Source organism: Neptunitalea lumnitzerae (genome assembly GCF_027924185.1).
GTDB lineage: Bacteria > Bacteroidota > Bacteroidia > Flavobacteriales > Flavobacteriaceae > Neptunitalea > Neptunitalea lumnitzerae.
Map to the genome: position 1 here is coordinate 679481 of NZ_BRVO01000002.1, position 19646 is coordinate 699126.

Sequence of the window (19646 nt, forward strand, 5' to 3'; positions counted from 1 at the left end):
CCCAATCCCTTTAAAACTGGTTAAAGAGTTTTACTTATTACACTTCAAAAGTATTGGAAACTTTTTTACAGCGAGCTGATAAATATCATTTTCCCAAGGAAATACTAACTAAAAAGAAACTTTTTTTCTGAATAGAAAATATGGGCTTTTTTAAAAAAAGCAAATGCATCATTTGCTCCTGAAGTAATTTCTTCTGTATTAATTTGATTTTCAATATCTTCAACCTTTTCTTTAAAACCATTCCAACGTTCTAAAGTTTGGGTAACTTCTCTGTTAAAAAACTTTTGATCTGGTAAGGTAGTAAGATGTTCACATTTTTGCATTTGTTTACTAATCATTAAGCCTCCCATCATAGAACCCTCCATAACATAGATAATACCTAATAAATAACTTAGATTAACCATATTAGGTTTAAAAATTGGTAATTCTAGATCAGCACTAATAATACCTAAACATTTCAAATCTTTTTCAATTCTTTTAGATTTATGAAATTCTGCAAAAGAACTGAATCCATTATTTAAAACATCATTATTATCTGCAATAAAATTTTCTAATGGCTTATAAGAACCATAATTGGTTATTAATAAATCTTTATATTCTTCTACTGTGATAGAATTATCTAAAACCTTTGAAGCATCATTGTATGCCTCTGCCTCATTATGTAATTCTTGTGTACTCTTTTTTAAATGATCAAAAATCATAGTCTTTTCTTAATTTACTAAGTTCCTCTCTCATTTTTCTAATATCATCAATATGAGAAGCATTCACAGAATCAAATGTACCTAAAAATTGTTCTATTTTATGTATTGTCTCCTTACTTGAAGCTACTAAATCTCTTGTCTTTTTGGTTAGAGGTCTATTGTTTTTAATAGCATTAAAAAACGGTACTAGCTTCATATGAAATGTACCTAAATTTTTCTTTAAGAAATAACCCGATGCTCCGCTAAGTATGGTATTAGCAGCTAACTCTTCATCATTAATAGCTCCTGTTAAAAATATAAAAGTAGTTCCTGGACAAATATTTTCAGCCTTTTCTAAAACTTCTAAACCACTACACGTTGGTAATCGGTAATCACTAATTATTAAATGTGGCTTAAACTCTCTCAAATTATTTGCAACCGCATCTAAATCTTGAACTACTCGTAAATCTACATGAGACTCTGCCTTTTCTATCTGTCTTTCTATTAATTGGGCATCTGTTTTATTGTCTTCAACCAATAAAACCCTAATGGGGGACTTCTTCATACTAATTCTTATTAAGGTCTAACCAATATTTAGTAATAGTCTTCAACGTTTCTTTTAATTGTTGAAAATCTTTGGGTTTTTCAATATAACTATTTACAGATAGCTCATAAGCCCTTTGTAAATCTGATAATTGAACAGAAGAGCTAAAAATTACGATTGGGATAGCTCTTAAACTATCATTATTCTTTATTTGTTTTAACAAATCTAATCCATTTATTCCAGACATCTTAATATCTAAAAGAACTAATGAAGGAGCGTCAGCCAAAAAGTTTCTCTCTTTCATTATTTTTAAAGCTTCTTCTCCATTATTAATATGTCTAATTTCAACATTAGGAATATCTTTATTGAATATCCTTCTCATCAGTTGAATATCATTAGCATTATCTTCTATAGAAAGAATATACTTACTCATTTATAACACTATCATTAATATTAAGACAAAAATTAAAAGTAGTACCTACACCTATTTCGCTATCAACCCAAATATTTCCTTTGTGTTTTTCTACTACTCTTTTTACAATTGCTAACCCTATTCCAGAACCTGCATAACTTTCATCTACCAACCTATTAAAAACACCAAATATGGCATCTTTAAATTTCATATCAATACCTATTCCATTATCGGTTATGTAATACACTACAGGTGCTTGGTTGTTATGGCTGCCTATTTCTATAACAGGATGCTGTTTCTCAGAAGAATATTTAAGCGCATTATTAATTAAATTACTAAATAACTGAGCAATCATAGACCTATCACCATAAATTGAAGGTAAATTATCTTGTATAATGATTTTTGTATCTGGATAAAATGTTGCAACTCGATTAAGCTTCATTATTTCGTTAATCATTAAGTTAACATCTATTTCTCCCGCTCTTAATTCCTTTTGGTGTAATCCTGAAAAATTAAGAATATCATCTATCAAAACATTCATTTTCTCCGTAGAGGTAATAATAGTTTCGAGTGCAGATTTTCCAAAATCATCTAATGAATCATAATAATCTTCCTTAATAATCTGAGCAAATCCATCAATACCTCTTAATGGTGCTCGTAAATCATGAGATACACTATAACTAAATGATTCTAACTCTTTATAAGCTTTCTCTAATTTTTGATTTAAACGCATTACTTCGTCATACTTCTGAATAATAATTTCAGAAATACTATCTTTTAATGCTTTAGCGGCAGAAATTTCATAGTCTAACCACGGTAAAGATTCTCCCTCAACATTTTCTGACCACTTTTCAAAAGACTTACGAGGTGACAACCTTGCTTCACTACCTATCTCCGCTGGTTTGTTAGGGTTTCCTCCCCAATCTACCACCTGTAATTGTTCTGGTTTAAACCAAAATAAAGCATTAGTACCTTTATTTAGTAACAAAGCTAAAACACCAGAAGCCACTTCTTTATACTCAAAACCTTCAGCATACATACTTGAAAGTTTATTGGTATAAAAAATATCATTTTCAGAAATTTCACTTAAAAGCCATTGCTTTAAATTTTCAATTTGGATAACAGAAGGCGTTTGCCCTATTAAGGTAGTTTCTCCATCCATTATAATTGCCGCACCCTTAGCTTCTGTTAACCCAATTAAATTAGTATCATATCCAGATAACCCTTCTACTATATTCCAGTTGATACTCATTTGCTTTACCAACTTAGACCTGATAATAGACGATTCATTAACCTTTTTTAAAGAGCTATTGAATGATCTTAACCCTAATTGAGTAGAAAATACCTGTGTTAAAAACTTTACAGAAAGTCGCTTATGATAACTTAAAATTTTTGGAGAATAATGATGACAAGCAATAAGCCCCCATAACGTATTGTTATATACAATTGCAGCAGTTAGTGTACCTTTTACTTTCATATTCTCTAAATATTCCACGTGAATTAAAGAAGGTGCTCTTAATTCACTTTTAGACATATCAAGAATATCATTGGACAAAGGAGATAATTCTGGCTCAAAGGTAGCAGCTTCTCTTGTAACTTCAGAAATAAGCCTCACCCCTTGACTCATAAATAGCTTTCGAGCTTGCTGAGGTATATCTGTAGCAGGATAATGCAATCCTAACCAACTTTCTAAATGAGGTTCTCTGGCTTCAGAAACAACTTGACCATTCCAGTTTTCATCAAATTGATAAATCATTACCCTATCATAACCAAGAAAATCTTTAACCATCTGTGCTGTCATGTCGCACATCTCCATTTCATCCTTTGCATTATCAAGCTTGGTAATAATCTGTGTAAGCTGTTGTTGCTGAGCTATAGCATCTATACTTTCTTTAATGGGCTCAAATTCTAAAATCAAATGTTCGTTAGAAACATTCGGATTTATTAAAAAATGTTCCCCCTTCTCACTAACATATTCATAAGGTCCTAAATCGTTATTATTAAGACCTTCCATAATTAAATTAGAAAGCTTTTCTCCTATAATAGCACTAACATCTTCATTTAAATAGGTTTTATCAAAACTTATAAAATCAGATATATTAGTACTGTATTGTGAAATGGTGAAATTCTTAATATCTACTACAAGAATAAAACCAAATAACTGAACTCTATTTAACTTATGTATTGGTTCCTTATCGCAATTTGTAAGGTCTACTTTTTGCGGATATAAATTAGAAGGTGTTGCCATTACTCATCTATTTTTATTTTAAAATAAAAGGTACTTCCGTATCCGTATTGTGAATCTACCCATAACTTACCTTCGTGTAATTTTACAATTTTCTCGCAATGTGCTAATCCAACACCTGTCCCCTCATATTTCTCTTCTGTTGGTACTCTCTTGAAAATTGTGAAAATAGAATCTATATCTTCTTCTTTAATACCTATACCATTATCTGCTATAGAAAACACATAGTAATCATCATCTCTAAAGGAAGAAACCTTTATGATAGGTTTCTCATTTTTCTTTCTATATTTCAGTGCATTACCAATAAGGTTTTGGAACAATAAACGAAGTTCTGTTTTATATGCATCTATCTTTGGCATTTGTCCTACATGCACGGTTGCATCACACTCTCTAATTCTTTTACTTAAATCGTATAATACTACATTTACCAGCTCCTTAACATTAACATTTTCCTTTACCTTATTCTGTCCAATTCTACTATGCTCTAAAAGAGCTCTAATTTGCTTACTTAAACGCCCAGCAGCATCAAAAATGTATTCTAGATACTCTTTCCCCTTATCTTCTAAATTGTCGCTGAATTTCTTTAATATTAATTCACTACCAAATCTTATGGTTCCCAGTGGTTCTTGTAAGTCATGAGAACAAATAGATACAAATTGTTCTAACTCTTTATTAGCTTGTTGCAAATTCTCTTTCTCAACATTTAATTGTTTCTGAACTAATTTTAGCTCTGTAACATCTAGTAAAGTAGATTTAGACAACGTTAAATTAGACATCTCATCCTCTACCAAATTAGTATTTAAAATGGTTTGAATCTCTGTACCTTTTTTGGTTTTATAGGTAACCTCAACATTACGTAACTTTTTCTCTTTTCTAAGTTCATCCATTAACTTTATCCCTACAATTTTTTGATTATCAGGATATAAATCTAGTATTGGTGAACCTATAGCCTCTTCTTTAGAAGCAAAGCCCATTCTAAATAAAAACAACTTATTACATTCCATAATAATACCTGTATCTATATTAACACTTACGTGCATTACAGGGTCATCATTATAAAACGACTTAAATTTTTCTTCGCTTCGTTTCAGCTTTAATTGAGACTGATACATTTTTTCAACATCAATAAAACTAATTACCACCCCTTCAATACTATCTTTTAAAGAAATAAAAGGTGAAATTCTTTTTATAAAATGTTTTCCACTTCTACTAACAACATTTCTTTCAAATACTTTAGAAGATTCCATAACTACCTTAGCATTTTTTACTATGAAATCTTGCTCCTCATTAAAATTAGAAATAAAGTTGCTTATATGTCTACCTAAATCTTGAGGTAATAAGTTAAAATGCTCTTTAATAGACGGCGTAAACTTCCTTATATTCAAATCTTTATCCAAAAACAAAGAACCAATATTAGTACTATTCAATAAGTTATTAATATCAGCATTTAATAATGCCAAGTCCTCCATTTTCTGAAGATTTTCAGAATTTACAGTATGTAACTCTTCATTAACACTCTGCAGTTCTTCATTGGTACTTTGTAACTCTTCATTTGCTGCTAATAATTCTTCGTTAGTAGCTTGTAATTCTTCATTGCTAGTTTCAGTTTCTTCAATCGATTTTTTAAGATGTTGTTTAGTTTCGTCAAGCTCCTCTTCTAAATCTTTGATGCGCTTGGCAGCACTTTCAGACACCGATGCTATTTCTGTAATAGTACTTTCAGAAGGTTCAGTATCTACAAAAGTGATAATATATTCATAATCATCGCCTTTCTCTATTGGTTTGATTATTAATGAAACTAATAAAGACTCATCTCCCTTCTGATATAATATATTTTGGTATGAAAATTTTTCTTGAGATCTTTTTGACTTATTTACAGAGGTAGTTACTGGAATTTTGAGTTCTTCCGGTAACATTTTTAAAAGGTTTGTAGTAAAACCTCTATCAGGAAGCTCTACATACTTCTTAAGTTCCCCCTGTGCTTCTATTATATTATACTGACTATTTACATGAACACTTGCAGCACCAAACTGTTCTAATATAGCCGCTCCTATAATATCTGTAAACTTGTTATTTTCTATTCTTTTTGTTTCTATTTTATTTGAATTCTTTAATTCGTGATATACCATATTTCTATCACTTGTAGATTTTAAAACCTCCGTTTTCAATCGGTTAGAAGTTTGAATATTTCTAAAGATTTTCCATTTTCTATCAATTTCTTCAAAATTATCTCCAACCAATCCTAAATTCTCACTACTTCCTAAAAATAGTACACCTCTTTCCGTTAATGAATAATGTAGCACATGAAGAGCCCTTTGTTGCACTAAACTTTGCAAGTAAATTAATAAATTTCTACATACTGCTAAATCGATACCCTTAAAAGGAGGATCTTTAATAATGTTGTGTCTTGAAAAAATGACATTAGATCTTAAGAACTCCTTTACCTTAAATCCATTCCCGATATCTTGAAAATATTTATGCAATTTATCAGACGGTATATCATTAGTAATTGCATTACTATATTCTCCCTTACTCGCAATATCAATATGGTTTAAAGATATATCGGTAGCAAATATTTTAAGGTCTATCTCTTTATTTTGTCTTTCAATTTCTTCATAAAACAGCATTGCTAAGCTGTAGGTCTCTTCTCCGGTACTACAGCCTACATCCCAAATTTTTATAATATCACCATCTGATTTAGAAGAAACAATTTCTGGAATAACTTTATGTTCTATGGTTTGCCAAGCATTTTCATCTCTAAAAAATTTAGTTACCCCTATCAATATTTCTTCATAAAGAATAGGTATCTCTCTTGGATTTTTTAGAATATAATCATAATACTCCTCTATCGTATGAAATTTAAGAATATTAATTCTTTTATTAATTCTACGAATAAGTGTAGGCTTCTTATAAAGTTCAAAATCAAGGTCTGTAGAATTTTTTAGAAGACTCGTAATCTCTGATAAAACATTACTATCTAAAATTTGATGAACATCTGGACTATCACAATCTTGAGTATTGAAATAATCATCAATTTCTTTACTTATTTCTTCGGTAGGTAAAATAAAATCTACTAACCCAGTATTAATGGCACTTTGAGGCATTCCATCAAACTTAGCCTGTGCAGGTTGCTGCGCCACCACTAAACCACCATGTTTTTTTACCGATACAATTCCTTTAGACCCGTCTGCTCCAGTACCACTTAAAATAACACCAACAAATCTATTTTTATAATAAGCTGATGCCGACTCAAAAAGCATATCTATAGGCAAGTTTACGCCATGCGTTTCAGGCTTATCAATCAATTTAAAGAAACCATCTTCAATAATTAAATTATTCTTTGGTGGTATTAAATAAATTGTATTAACCTCTACTGCCGTACTATTTTCAATTTCTTTAATTGGAATATTGGTGTTTTTGGCAAGAAGCTCATTCATTAAGCTCTTGTGATCTGGAGAAAGATGCTGAATGACTATAAAAGTAAACGGACATTCATCATCAATGTTTGAAAAAAAAGAATTTAAAGACTCTAAACCTCCTGCACTGGCACCTAGTGCCACCACAATTTGATCAAGCTTTTTTTGCATATATAATTAGGGTATCGAATAAAATAACACTGGGTGATAATGCTATCTGTTTTATTTGTTTAAAAGTAATTATAAACCTTTAATTTTGCAAAAATTATAATTAATGTCTACCTATTTAATATCAATTCAAATAAAAATGCTTACAAGTTTAATCTTTAACAACAACAATGGTTGCCTTAAAACCTGTGTACAAATTCCATTGGGTTGATGAGAGTACATTCTCATTATCATCAAAAATTATCAATTCTGCTGTATTAGGAAATGATGACCCCATATTAAGTGCAGTAAAATCAATTCTATTTAAACCAACAGGTAAATCTACTACTACTCCTTTAAACTTACCTTCTAAAAGCATATTAGCATTTACAACAGTATCGTTTAAAGCTATTTCTATTCTATCGCCATCAACGTATTGATAGTCTCTACAAACTATTTTAAGTTTTTTAGCACTAGTTCTCACATCTCCTAAAAACTGGTCTCTTTTAAACTGCGATAAATCAACGTTGCCTTCTGTTAAAGACTTGTTTACTTTATTTACTACCTTATCTCCCGTATTTTTTAAAAACTCTTCTTGTGGAAGCATTGAAATTTCCTTCTTTTCTTCTCCAAAATTAGATTGTGTAGTGGGCTGTTTGCCAGGTAACAAAGACAAATTGACTTTAGGGGCCACTGTTGTAGTTGTAGTGGTATTCTCTTCAGCTTTAATATTTAAATTACCAGACTTAGTACCATCAGTTACCTGAGCAACTGATACAGAAATACATACAAGTAAAAATAATATAGATAAATAAACCGATTTCATAAATAACTAAACTCCAATTATTTGTAAAAATAAAAAAATTTCATATCCACAAGTTGTTTAAGCTTATAATTTAACAAAATTTTACTTATTCAAAAATTAAAAAAGCCTTCTTACGCTGGTAAGAAGGCTTTAATGTACGACTCTAAATTTGTTTATTGAATCTGAGGTACTCCTTTTTCAGTTCTTACTACTTTTTTTAGTAATCCATTTTCATCATATTCCAATTTATCTACACAAACACTTCTTCTAAAAGGACCTCCATTAGGCAATCCTGCATTATGATAAAAAAAGTAATCGTTTCCTTTAAAGTTAACTATAGCCTGGTGGTTTGTAGGAGAATTGGGTAATGTATCATTTAAAACTCCCCTATAGGTCCATGGGCCTTTTATACTTTTAGCTGTAGCATAATCTGTTCTAGATGGATAAGCTGCCGCATATGACATATAATAAGTATCTCCTTTTTTATGAATAAATGGTGCTTCAAAGAAATTGGTTAATCCTTCTACATTTTCAATAGGACCATCTAATTCAACCATATTATCTTTTAACTTAACCATTCTAACTTCTCCCCACGAACCCCAAAACATATATACTTCACCATCATCATCTACATATACAGCAGGATCTATATCTAAAGGTATTGTATTTTTAGTGCTATCAACTACAATGGCTTTACCTATGGGATCAGAATACGGTCCTAAAGGATGATCTGCAACAGCAACACCAATTGCAAACCCCTCATGAACTCGTGTTAAAGAATCTTTATGAACCATTGGTACATACCACCAAAATTTACCATGATTTTCTACACAATGACCAGCAAATGCATTATGTGAAGCCCAATCAAAACTGTCTACTGAGAGTTTTACACCATGATTCGTCCAATTAACCATATCTGTAGTAGAAAAAATATACCAATCATGCATTTTAAAACCTTCTTTTCCCTCTGGCGTTTGGTCACTTCCCGCAAAAAGATACAAAGTGTCCTTATAAGCCATTACACAAGGGTCAGCTGTTAGTGGACTTTTAAATAATGGGTTACCACTATATTTCAATTCTTCTGATTGTACTTTTTTGGCAGTTTCATTACAACTTAGAATAGCAAGAGATACTGCAAATAAAAAAATAACTGATACTATTTTTTTCATTTATTAAAATTTGATTAGCTAATAAGTTGCAATTTAATAATTATTTTATAAATGTATATTACACACTTATTTATTTTAAATTATTTAATTAAAAAAGTGGGACTGCTATCATAAGATAACAGCCCCACTTTACATATTACTACTACAACTTAACTTTTAAACTTTTATTGCCATCCCCCTCCTAGTGCTCTATATACGTTTACAGAAGCGTTTAATTGTTGCATTTTGGTTTCAACAAGTTCTAATTTTGTCTCTAAGGCATCACGTTGCGTCATTAAAACCTCCATATAATCTGCCCTAGCCGATTTAAATAAATCATTGGAAATTTTAATGGACTTAGTCAATGCAGCTACTTGTTGAGATTTCAAATTATAACGCTGCTCTAAATTATCAATTTTGGAAAGCTGATTTGCCACCTCTATGTAAGCGTTTAAAACCGTTTGCTCATAATTATAAACTGCTTGTAATTGCTTTGCATTTGCAGCACTATAGGTAGCTTTTATCTCATTTCTATTAATTAACGGAGCTAAAATATCACCTCCTATAGAATACAGTAGAGACTCTGGTGTATTTAAGAGATACTTCGTATTAAAAGCCTGATAACCTATCCCAGCTGAAATTCCTAAAGAAGGATAAAAACGAGCTTTAGCTACTTTTACATCTAATTTTGATGCTGCCAACTCAAACTCTGCTTGTCTTACATCCGGACGATTTTGTAATAAATCAGACGGAACTCCTTTCTGTAAAGTTTCTGGAACTGAAGCTAAAAACATATCCGAATTTCTTTGAATGTGTTGCGGATATCTACCCAATAAATAATTAATCTTATTTTCGGTTTCTACAATAGACTGCTTAATAGCAAATTGTAAGCTTTTACTATTTAACAATTCGGCCTCAAATTTTTGCACTGCTAACTCAGTAACCTGAGCCGCTTCTTTTTGTAATTTTACAATGCGCAAAGCATTAGACTGAATTGATATGTTCTGATTTACAATATCTAATTGATTATCTAACGCCAACAATTCATAATAAGAGTTAGCTATCTCCGCAATTAAATTAGTCACTACAAAGTTTTTACCTTCTACAGAACCTAAGTATCTGCTTACCGCGGCTTTTTTAGAATTTCTCAATTTTTTCCAAATATCAACTTCCCAAGAGGCATACGCACCAAACATATAATCTTGTAAAGGTTCTGGCATTTCTTCTCCAGGTCTTATGTCAGTTGTAGCCTCGCTTGCACCAAGGCTAGTATATCTAGCTTTTTTATCTACCCCTGCTCCAGCTTTCAAACCAACAAATGGTAAATATTCACCTTTTTTCGCTTTTACCTCACTCTGTGCAATTCTAATTTCTTGCAAAGTCATATTAAGTTCCTGATTATTTTCAAGAGCTACATTTATTAAAGCTGCTAAATCAGGGTCTTTAAAATAATCTTTCCAATTTACTACAGAGGCATTTGTTGTATCTGAAGTATTACCAGCATATTGCTCTGGCAAGTTTATTTGCTCTTCTCTTTGAACTACTTCCGGTAACTTACAAGAAGTAAATTGTGTAGCAACCCCAAGAATAAAAAGGTATGTATATAATCTTTTAGTTGTTTTCATATTCTTTTTCTTCAGTTAATGGACTTTCGTGTTCATCTTTAATTAAATGTCTACCATCTGCTATACTACCAAAAATGTAATATAAGCCTGGTACTATAATTACTCCAAATAGGGTTCCTAATAACATCCCTCCTGCTGCAGAAGCTCCAATGGTTTTATTACCAATAGCTCCAGGACCTGTTGCTATTACTAATGGAATTAATCCGGCAATAAAAGCAAATGAAGTCATTAAAATAGGTCTAAATCTTACTTTTGCACCTTCTACAGCAGCTTCTAAAATAGATAATCCTTCTTGCCGTTTTTGCACAGCAAACTCAACAATTAAAACTGCATTTTTACCTAACAACCCAACGAGCATTACCAAACCTACTTGCGCATAAATATCATTAGCTAAGCCCATAATTTTAAGCAACAAAAACGATCCAAAAATACCCGCAGGTAATGAACATATAACCGCTAAAGGAAGTATAAAGCTTTCATACTGTGCTGCCAATACGATATAAACAAAGCCTAATACAATTAAGAAAATGTAAATAGCTTCATTACCACGAGAAACTTCATCTTTAGACAATCCTAACCAGTCTATATCATATCCTCTAGGTAAAGTTTGCTCTGCCACTTCCTGTATTACCTTAATAGCCTCACCACTACTGTATCCTTCAGAAGGAGAACCATTAATAGCGGAAGAGGTATACATATTATAGCGTGTAATCTCATTTAATCCTTGTGTTTTATGAATTTTCATAAAGGCAGAATAAGGTACCATTTCATCATGAGCATTCTTAACATATAGCTTCATAATATCATCTGGCAGCCTTCTGTATTCTGGTGCAGCCTGCACATATACTTTATAAAAACTACCAAATTTTATAAAACCGAGCTCGTAGGTACTACCTATTAAAATAGAAAGGTTGTCCATTGCTTTGGCAATAGATACCCCTTTTTGCATGGCAGCTTGGTTGTCAATCTCTAATTCGTACTGAGGGTAATCTGCAGCAAAGAAGGTAAATAAACCTGATAACTCTTTTCTTTCTCTCAAAGCATCCATGAAGTTATCGTTTACTTTCTCAAAAGCTTTGTAATCGCCAGAGTTAGTTTTATCTAACAAACGTAAACTAAAACCTCCTGCTGCTCCATAACCAGGTACTGCCGGTGGTTGAAAAAATTCTATAGTAGCCCCTGGTATCTCTCCTGCTTTCTCTTCAAGTTCTTCAATAATTTGAACTGCCGTATGTTTTCTATCATCCCAGTTTTTAAGGTTAATTAAACACGTACCTGCATTAGACCCTCTACCTTCTGTAAGTACTTCATACCCTGCTAAAGCAGATACCGATTGAATACCCTCTACATGTTCTGCTATTTCTTGTAGCTCTCTAGCAATATCATTGGTACGTTCTAAAGTAGATCCTGGAGGTGTCTGAATAATAGCATAAATCATTCCCTGATCTTCCGCTGGAATAAACCCTCCTGGTAAACTTTTGGTGGTTACCCAAATTCCTCCACAAAAGGCAATTAACAAACCAAACGTTACCAATCTTCGGTTTACAATTTTTTCTAAGAAAATAGCATATTTTCCATTCAGTTTATTAAATCTTCCGTTAAACCAATCTATAAACCTATTAACAGGTGTTTTCTTTCTTGGCTTACCATGGTTATTTTTTAAAATCATGGCACATAAAACCGGAGTAAGTGTTAATGCTACTAAACCAGACAATACAATAGAGGTTGCCATAGTTATAGAGAATTGTCTATAGAAAATACCCACAGGCCCCGTCATAAAAGATACTGGCACAAACACCGCTGCCATTAATAAAGTAATTGCAATTACAGCCCCACTAATTTCATGCAATACTTTTTGCACCGCTTTATAGGGCGAGAGATGTTCTTCTTCCATCTTGGCATGTACTGCCTCTACCACTACAATAGCATCATCTACTACCACACCAATAGCTAATACTAAAGCAAACAAGGTAATTAAGTTAATGGTAAGCCCAAAAAACTGCATAAATATAAAGGCTCCTACCAAAGAAACGGGTACTGCAATGGCTGGGATTAACGTTGAACGTAAATCTCCTAAGAAAAGAAACACCACAATAGCAACCAAAATAAAAGCTTCACCCAAGGTATGTACTACCTTTTCAATAGAGGCATCTAAGAAATTAGATACGTCATAACTAATTTGATAATCCATTCCTGGAGGAAAAGATGATTCTTTAATTTCAGCTAGTTTTTCTTTAACTTCCTCAATAACATCATTTGCATTACTTCCATAAGTTTGCTTTAACGTTATTGCTGCCGATGGATGATTATCAAGATTTGAGTAAATATCATAAAACTCACTTCCTAACTCTACATCTGCTACATCTTTTAAATGCAATATCTCACCATCTGCATTGGCTCTAATAATTACATTTTCATATTGTTCCGTTTCATTATATCGGCCACCATAGGTTAATACATACTCCAGTGATTGCGACTTTTTACCTGAACTTCTACCTATTCTACCAGGAGACCCAATGATACTTTGAGACTCTAAAGCTTCCATAACTTCATCTGTAGAAACATTATAAGCTCTCATTCTATCAGGTTTTAACCAAATACGCATAGCATATTGTCTACTACCCAATATTTTGGCACTACCTACCCCATTTAAACGTTTCAGTTCTGGGAGAATGTTTACACTAGCATAGTTATACAAAAACTTCTGATCAGAATTTTTATCATTACTATACAAGTTCACATACATAAGCATGTTGGGTTGTGCCTTATTTACAATAATCCCTTCCCGTTGCACCAGTTCAGGTAAACGGTTAGATACTTGCTCAATTCTATTTTTAACATTTACAACGGCTTGATTGGGGTCTGTACCCAAGTTAAATACTACTTGAATTGTTGCTTCCCCTGCACTGGTTGCATCAGAGGTCATATATTTCATTCCCGGAGTACCGTTAATTGATTTCTCCAAAGGAATAAGTACCGATTTTACCAATACATCTGCACTAGCCCCAGGATAAGCAATACTTACCACTACACGCGGTGGTGCTATAGAAGGGAACTGTGAGGTTGGTAAATTATTGATAGCCAGTATCCCCATAAAAATAATTACGAGCGATATTGCCATAGCAAGTACTGGTCTATGAATAAATTTATTAAACATATTATATTTTTTAACGTGTTAGATTATTCAGCATAAAGTTTCAGATGAGAAAGAACTTCTTGAGGCTCTTCATAGGTAAATTCAATTTTATCATTGTCTCGCACCTTTCTAATACCTTCAAGAAGTATTTTATCTTTTACAGAAAGTCCGTTACCTACGGCATATAAATCTTCTAATTCCTGATTAACGGTAATTTCTTTTGTTTTCACCACATCATCATCACCTACCACAAAAACATACTTTTTGTCAAGTACTTCAAAAGTTGCTTTTTGCGGAATTAAAATAGCCTTGTCTACTGGTACTGGCATTAAAATGTTTCCTGTTTCTCCATGTCTTAATAATCCATCGGGGTTTGGGAAGGTAGCTCTAAAGGAGATATTACCAGTTTCATTATTAAACTCAGCCTCAATGGTTTCTACTTCACCATCATATTTAAAAACTTTATTATTTGCCATGAGCAGGTGTACTTTTATAGGGTTGTCTTTACCTACTTTGGTCTTATAATCTAAATATTCAGCTTCCGGTACATTAAAGTATACCCACATTTGACTATTGTCTGATAAACTTGAAAGTAACTCTCCTTCATCCACCAAACTACCAAGTCTTACATGAAATCTATCAATAATCCCATCAAAAGGAGCACGTATTTCTGTAAACTGCAAATGAACCTGAGAAAGCGATAATTCAGCATTTGCTTTATCAAATTTGGCTTTAGCCATTGCTAACTCATTGGGTGCAACTACATTACTATCGGCTAATTTTTTAGTGTTTTCATATTCTATTTTTGCAAAGTCTGCTTCTGCTTGTGCTCTTTGTAATTCAGCTTCGTATAGTGAAGGCATAATTTTAAACAAAAGCTGACCTTTTTTTACATGTTCTCCCTCATCTACATATATTTTTTCTAAGTACCCTCTTTCTTGGGCTCTTAGTTCTATATGCTGAATAGAACGTACGTTACATACATAATTTTCGGTAATAAGGGTATCTTTCTGTAAAGGGCTTGTAACTAAATAGTCTGCTGTTTCTTCTTTTACTTTTTCTTTTTCAGAAGTACAACTGGTTGTATAACACAAGAGTGCACACAAGCCCATAACCATGAAATGTTTCTTCATAATGATTTGCTTTAAAGCGGTTGATGTTAAAATGGTTTACTAAAATTTGTTTGGTAGATAAAATAACCTTAAAGCATATTCGTATAAGAATATGTTTGAAATGAACATATCATTTATAGCAATATACTTAAGGATAAAAAAGGGCGTAATTACCCCTTAATTGATAAGATTACATCATATTCTGTAGACACACAGAATAATATACTTTTTAGTAGTAAGTGTCTTCAGGAAATCTTCCTGATATGCTTCAGTACCATTAAAACTTGGTGAAAGATATCTTATTAGGTAGGTATAAAAGGGAAGAATTGAATGTGAATCAAAGTGAAAGTCTGTATAACCTTCTGTTATTTCTTCTTCTCTTTCTTCATTCTCTATAAGCTCTATTCTTTCATCTTCAATGCTAGAATAATCATTCTTATAAAGCGCTGTATCTATTGATTTCTTTAAAGTTGAAGGAAACGAAATTTCTTCTGTATCTACTTTTAAAACCGATAAATTAACCTGATGAGTTGATAATAAAGACGTTGCCGCATGGGATACCAATCCCATAAGTAGAAAATATACGGCAAATATATACTTGATTATCATTTTCATTGGTTCAAACTTACATAAACTTGTATATACAAACAAATTGTTACTCATGAATGTCCAAGAATAACTTGAAATTCTATAGTACTAATTGAATTATCTTGTATAAATAATTTTATTTTTGAAGTGCAAATGAAATAATATTTTCGATACTTACCCCCTCTCTGAGTACGTTTATATTTTTTTTAACAAAAAACGAAACCTCTTAAATCACTAAAAATCAAGCAATGCCAATTCCTATAGATAAAATTTCATTAGTAAAGCAGTCAGAAGAAAACTACGACAAACTTCTCACATTAATCCATTCCATTCCTACACAGAAAAGAAATATGGAGTTTACTGAAGGTACAATGAATAGAAATATTAGAGACGTGATAGGACACTTGTATCACTGGCAATTACTTTTCACTAATTGGTACTATACAGGTATGGATAATGAAAAACCAGCGATGCCCCAAAAAGGATATAAATGGAAACAAACTAAAGAATTGAATTTACAAATCTGGGAATTATACCAAACCTATACATTAGAAAAAGTGCTAAATCTGCTTAATGAATCTCACCAAAAGATGCTTTCTATAATTCAAAGTCATACCAATGAAGAACTTTTTGAAAAAAAGAAATACAATTGGACAGGTTCTTCTTCAGTTGCTACCTACATTAGAGCAAACTGCTCTAGCCACTACAACTGGGCAATAAAACTTATTAAAAAAGGATTACAAGAGCATCTGCGGTAAATAGATACGCTTATAAAGCAGTTAATTCTTCTTTTTCTTCAGCATGATGATGTTCATTACCTCCAAAAAACTTACTAATACCTACTCCAAAAACCCAAGTATCATAAGCTTCAATTTTTACGTCGTAAATTAAAGAAACTCCAAATTCAAACTTTCGTGGTAGTTCAATACCATATTCTATGCCTGCTCTGGCCATTGAAAAATTTTCTTCTTCACTAAATTCAAGTCCATACCCTCCTATTAATAAAATATGATCAAACGGTCTATAAACAGCCACAGGAATAATAGCAATAGGGCTATTACGCTCATGCGTTTTACTTTCACCTTCTTCTAAATGCTGTTCTACTAAATAATCTTCTAAAATAAGATCTGTTTGTAAGCCAAAAGCCAATCTATTACTAACCCAATAATCTGCATCTAAGTAAAAAGAAGCTAATGAAATTCCGTAATCATCGTACTGAACTCCCTTTTTAATATGTGCATGACCAATACCTACACTCAATCTTACCGAGTTTTTTACAGATTCTTTTCCTAAAAGTTCTGAAGCTTCATTCTGAGAAAAAAGTATGCTACTTGAAAGTAAAAGTAGCATACTTACTAGGTAGTAATTTATTTTCATTTGACTGTTATGCTAGTTAGTTTTACCCAAATGTACTACTGTTTTCTGTGCTGTTTTTAGGTTCTCAACTATTGGTTTTCAATCAATGATTTTTATCAGAATTATAACGTTGTAATAAAAAATAGGCCTTTAAACGCTTCGCTTTTTTAACATCCATAAATTTAAATTTTAAATAAAATCTTATTTTATTTAAATAATATTACTATATTTAGATGTAGCATAAAAGCTACATACCCTCACAGAATTAACGCGATAATTAAAAATCTTAGTCTTTTACAAAAAGATTAAGCTATTGTTTTTTGCACATACCCTCATTTAAGATTAACTCAAAAAATTGAGATGTAATCCGTATTAGATTACTCTAAACACTAGTATAATAATACTGGACACAAATCTTGAGTGTCCTAAAACAATCAAGAATATAATAACCTTTTAAAATTTTAATTATGAAAAAATTACTAAATCTTGGTCAAGCATTATCTAAAGAAGAACAAAGAAGTATCCAAGGAGGAGTAAGCACTAAACCAGGAAAACAACCTTGTGCTGGTAGATGTGTAAGTGACTATACCGATTTAGGTTCAGGAGAATGTATGTTTCCAGGTCTTGGAGATGAAAATTTTCAATGCTTAGGATATGTTTCAGGTACCACCTGTTGCAGTGTACTATAATTCAATTTAAGGCAAGGGCTTCCTATATTTTGGAAGCCTTTTTATTTAAAACCTTTAAGTCATCTCCAAATTTAAATATTCAGAACTTGAATCAGAACTGATATAAATTTATCCTACTTACTTTTTAATTTATATTGTAACATAATAAGCTCCTTCAAGACTATTATACATCAATAGTTACTTTATGAAAAAAGAAACCATAATTTTATTAAGTACAGTATTAATCAAATTTATCCTTCAATTTACACTTATTGCACCTGAATATGAATTACACAGAGACGAATATTTACACCTAGATCAAGCTCATCATTTAGCTTTAGGGTATGCATCTGTTCCTCCAATAACTTCCATCACCTCTTTATGTATTTATCTATTAGGTAATTCTGTTTTCTGGGTTAAATTTTTCCCTGCCATGTATGGTGCACTTACCATCTTATTTGTATGGAAAACCATAAAAAGACTAAACGGTAACCTATACGCTCTTATATTAGGCTCTTGCTGTATATTATTTTCTGCTTTGTTAAGGCTTAATACATTATATCAGCCTAATTCCTTAGACGTATTATGTTGGACCGGCTTCTTCTATTTTCTAATTTCTTACATATACACTAATAAACCTAAATACATATATTTTACCGCAATTATTTTTGCAATTGGCTTCCTAAATAAGTATAACATATTGTTTCTTGTACTAGGGGTAACACCTGCCCTATTAGCTACAAAAGCTAGGTGTATTTTTACAAAGCGTGAAATATACTTAGCTATTCTATTAGCCCTTATATTGATTACTCCTAATCTATATTGGCAGTATCAAAACAATTTTCCTGTAGTTACCCATATGAAGGTACTTTCTAAAACACAATTAATACATGTAAATAGGCTAGACTTTTTACTAGGACAAATCTCATTTTTTACAGGATCGTTACTTGTTATCTTAGCTTCACTTATTGCCTTGTTTCTATATGCTCCCTTTAAAAAATATAAGTTTTTGGGGTTAACTTTTATAACCATATTGCTCATATTTACATATTTCAAAGCAAAAGACTATTATGCAATTGGGTTATACCCAATATATATTGCTTTTGGTGCTGTTTATTTAACCAACCTCCTTGAAAAGAATAAACGAAACTATATAAGTTTACTATTAATTGCCATTCCTGTTGCTATCTTTTTCCCTATGTACACTATTGCTTTTCCTAATCAATCAGCGGATTATATTGCAAAACATTCTAATATTTATAAAGATTATGGGTTACTACGCTGGGAAGACGGAAAAGACCATGAAATACCACAAGATTATGCGGATATGTTAGGTTGGAAAGAATTGGCCACAAAAGTAGCAGATGCATATGATAAACTGCCAAACTCTAACGCTACTTTAATCTTATGTGATAATTACGGACAAGCAGGCGCTATTAACTATTATACCAATAACAGACTCAAAGCAAATACTTTTGAAGCAGACTATATCAATTGGTTTCAATTAAATAAACCTTACAAAAATTTTATACGTATTAAATCTCAACAAAATTTAGATGATGAAATGCAAGTTACAAGTCCTTACTTTGAGAAATCGTACATAGCAGACTCCATTACTAACAAATATGCAAGAGAGCATGGTACTACCATTTTTGTATTTGAAAAAGCATCTATTAATATATCTGAAAGACTAAAAGAGGAGATTATAGATTATAAAAAGCAGAACAACTAAGTTTTGAATTTTTATGCAGCATATACCTATAA

At 31.8% G+C, this 19646-nt stretch carries 15 protein-coding genes; 3 read left to right on the forward strand and 12 right to left on the reverse strand.

All coding sequences use genetic code 11. The features are described 5' to 3' along the window. Window positions 1-104 precede the first annotated feature (104 nt). The 11 genes from Y10_RS10225 to Y10_RS10275 all read right to left on the reverse strand — a co-directional run bounded on the left by Y10_RS10225 (window position 105) and on the right by Y10_RS10275 (window position 15840). Complete coding sequence (locus Y10_RS10225; RefSeq protein ID WP_281765286.1) at window positions 105-701, reverse strand: biliverdin-producing heme oxygenase; 597 nt, start codon at window positions 699-701, stop codon at window positions 105-107. Beyond that, complete coding sequence (locus Y10_RS10230) at window positions 691-1245, reverse strand: response regulator (RefSeq protein ID WP_281765287.1); 555 nt, start codon at window positions 1243-1245, stop codon at window positions 691-693. The genes Y10_RS10225 and Y10_RS10230 overlap by 11 nt, the downstream gene beginning before the upstream one ends. A gap of 1 nt (window position 1246) precedes the next feature. Beyond that, window positions 1247-1657 carry a response regulator gene (locus Y10_RS10235; protein WP_281765288.1) on the reverse strand — a complete coding sequence of 137 codons (411 nt, stop codon included), beginning with the start codon at window positions 1655-1657 and terminating at the stop codon, window positions 1247-1249. After that, entirely contained in the window at window positions 1650-3884 is a 2235-nt protein-coding gene (locus tag Y10_RS10240; RefSeq protein ID WP_281765289.1) for an ATP-binding protein, read from the reverse strand. The genes Y10_RS10235 and Y10_RS10240 overlap by 8 nt, the downstream gene beginning before the upstream one ends. Beyond that, on the reverse strand, window positions 3884-7468 hold the full coding sequence (locus Y10_RS10245; protein ID WP_281765290.1) for a chemotaxis protein CheB: 3585 nt from the start codon (window positions 7466-7468) through the stop codon (window positions 3884-3886). The genes Y10_RS10240 and Y10_RS10245 overlap by 1 nt, the downstream gene beginning before the upstream one ends. A gap of 148 nt (window positions 7469-7616) precedes the next feature. Then, entirely contained in the window at window positions 7617-8270 is a 654-nt protein-coding gene (locus Y10_RS10250) for a hypothetical protein (protein WP_281765291.1), read from the reverse strand. A 152-nt stretch (window positions 8271-8422) separates the two neighbouring features. Then, entirely contained in the window at window positions 8423-9418 is a 996-nt protein-coding gene (locus tag Y10_RS10255) for a glycoside hydrolase family 43 protein (protein ID WP_281765292.1), read from the reverse strand. Window positions 9419-9582: 164 nt separating this feature from the next. Further along, window positions 9583-11022 (reverse strand): TolC family protein, encoded by a 1440-nt coding sequence (locus tag Y10_RS10260; RefSeq protein WP_281765293.1) that lies wholly within the window; start codon window positions 11020-11022, stop codon window positions 9583-9585. Next, on the reverse strand, window positions 11009-14179 hold the full coding sequence (locus Y10_RS10265; protein ID WP_281765294.1) for an efflux RND transporter permease subunit: 3171 nt from the start codon (window positions 14177-14179) through the stop codon (window positions 11009-11011). Before Y10_RS10265 ends, Y10_RS10260 begins: the two co-directional genes overlap by 14 nt. A 23-nt stretch (window positions 14180-14202) precedes the next feature. Next, window positions 14203-15291: an efflux RND transporter periplasmic adaptor subunit gene (locus Y10_RS10270; protein ID WP_281765295.1), complete on the reverse strand. Its 1089-nt coding sequence runs from the start codon at window positions 15289-15291 to the stop codon at window positions 14203-14205. Window positions 15292-15465: 174 nt separating this feature from the next. Continuing rightward, entirely contained in the window at window positions 15466-15840 is a 375-nt protein-coding gene (locus Y10_RS10275) for a hypothetical protein (RefSeq protein ID WP_281765296.1), read from the reverse strand. Between the two features lie 266 nt (window positions 15841-16106). Between Y10_RS10275 and Y10_RS10280 the strand changes: the two genes are divergently transcribed. Further along, window positions 16107-16616 (forward strand): ClbS/DfsB family four-helix bundle protein, encoded by a 510-nt coding sequence (locus tag Y10_RS10280; RefSeq protein WP_281765297.1) that lies wholly within the window; start codon window positions 16107-16109, stop codon window positions 16614-16616. A 10-nt stretch (window positions 16617-16626) separates the two neighbouring features. Here Y10_RS10280 and Y10_RS10285 read toward each other — a convergent pair whose 3' ends face one another. After that, complete coding sequence (locus Y10_RS10285) at window positions 16627-17235, reverse strand: hypothetical protein (RefSeq protein ID WP_281765298.1); 609 nt, start codon at window positions 17233-17235, stop codon at window positions 16627-16629. 446 nt (window positions 17236-17681) lie between these two features. Between Y10_RS10285 and Y10_RS10290 the strand changes: the two genes are divergently transcribed. After that, window positions 17682-17903: a hypothetical protein gene (locus Y10_RS10290; RefSeq protein WP_281765299.1), complete on the forward strand. Its 222-nt coding sequence runs from the start codon at window positions 17682-17684 to the stop codon at window positions 17901-17903. Between the two features lie 184 nt (window positions 17904-18087). Next, the gene (locus tag Y10_RS10295; protein ID WP_281765300.1) at window positions 18088-19614 is read left to right on the forward strand and encodes a glycosyltransferase family 39 protein; all 1527 of its coding nucleotides are present in this window, start codon (window positions 18088-18090) and stop codon (window positions 19612-19614) included. Window positions 19615-19646: the final 32 nt, after the last annotated feature.

What these genes read in the sequence shown, in the direction of transcription:
- Y10_RS10225 (WP_281765286.1), bottom strand. Translation starts at nt 701, where the DNA reads ATGATTTTTGATCATTTAAAAAAGAGTACACAAGAATTACATAATGAG.
- Y10_RS10230 (WP_281765287.1), bottom strand. Translation starts at nt 1,245, where the DNA reads ATGAAGAAGTCCCCCATTAGGGTTTTATTGGTTGAAGACAATAAAACA.
- Y10_RS10235 (WP_281765288.1), bottom strand. Translation starts at nt 1,657, where the DNA reads ATGAGTAAGTATATTCTTTCTATAGAAGATAATGCTAATGATATTCAA.
- Y10_RS10240 (WP_281765289.1), bottom strand. Translation starts at nt 3,884, where the DNA reads ATGGCAACACCTTCTAATTTATATCCGCAAAAAGTAGACCTTACAAAT.
- Y10_RS10245 (WP_281765290.1), bottom strand. Translation starts at nt 7,468, where the DNA reads ATGCAAAAAAAGCTTGATCAAATTGTGGTGGCACTAGGTGCCAGTGCA.
- Y10_RS10250 (WP_281765291.1), bottom strand. Translation starts at nt 8,270, where the DNA reads ATGAAATCGGTTTATTTATCTATATTATTTTTACTTGTATGTATTTCT.
- Y10_RS10255 (WP_281765292.1), bottom strand. Translation starts at nt 9,418, where the DNA reads ATGAAAAAAATAGTATCAGTTATTTTTTTATTTGCAGTATCTCTTGCT.
- Y10_RS10260 (WP_281765293.1), bottom strand. Translation starts at nt 11,022, where the DNA reads ATGAAAACAACTAAAAGATTATATACATACCTTTTTATTCTTGGGGTT.
- Y10_RS10265 (WP_281765294.1), bottom strand. Translation starts at nt 14,179, where the DNA reads ATGTTTAATAAATTTATTCATAGACCAGTACTTGCTATGGCAATATCG.
- Y10_RS10270 (WP_281765295.1), bottom strand. Translation starts at nt 15,291, where the DNA reads ATGAAGAAACATTTCATGGTTATGGGCTTGTGTGCACTCTTGTGTTAT.
- Y10_RS10275 (WP_281765296.1), bottom strand. Translation starts at nt 15,840, where the DNA reads ATGGGATTGGTATCCCATGCGGCAACGTCTTTATTATCAACTCATCAG.
- Y10_RS10280 (WP_281765297.1), top strand. Translation starts at nt 16,107, where the DNA reads ATGCCAATTCCTATAGATAAAATTTCATTAGTAAAGCAGTCAGAAGAA.
- Y10_RS10285 (WP_281765298.1), bottom strand. Translation starts at nt 17,235, where the DNA reads ATGAAAATAAATTACTACCTAGTAAGTATGCTACTTTTACTTTCAAGT.
- Y10_RS10290 (WP_281765299.1), top strand. Translation starts at nt 17,682, where the DNA reads ATGAAAAAATTACTAAATCTTGGTCAAGCATTATCTAAAGAAGAACAA.
- Y10_RS10295 (WP_281765300.1), top strand. Translation starts at nt 18,088, where the DNA reads ATGAAAAAAGAAACCATAATTTTATTAAGTACAGTATTAATCAAATTT.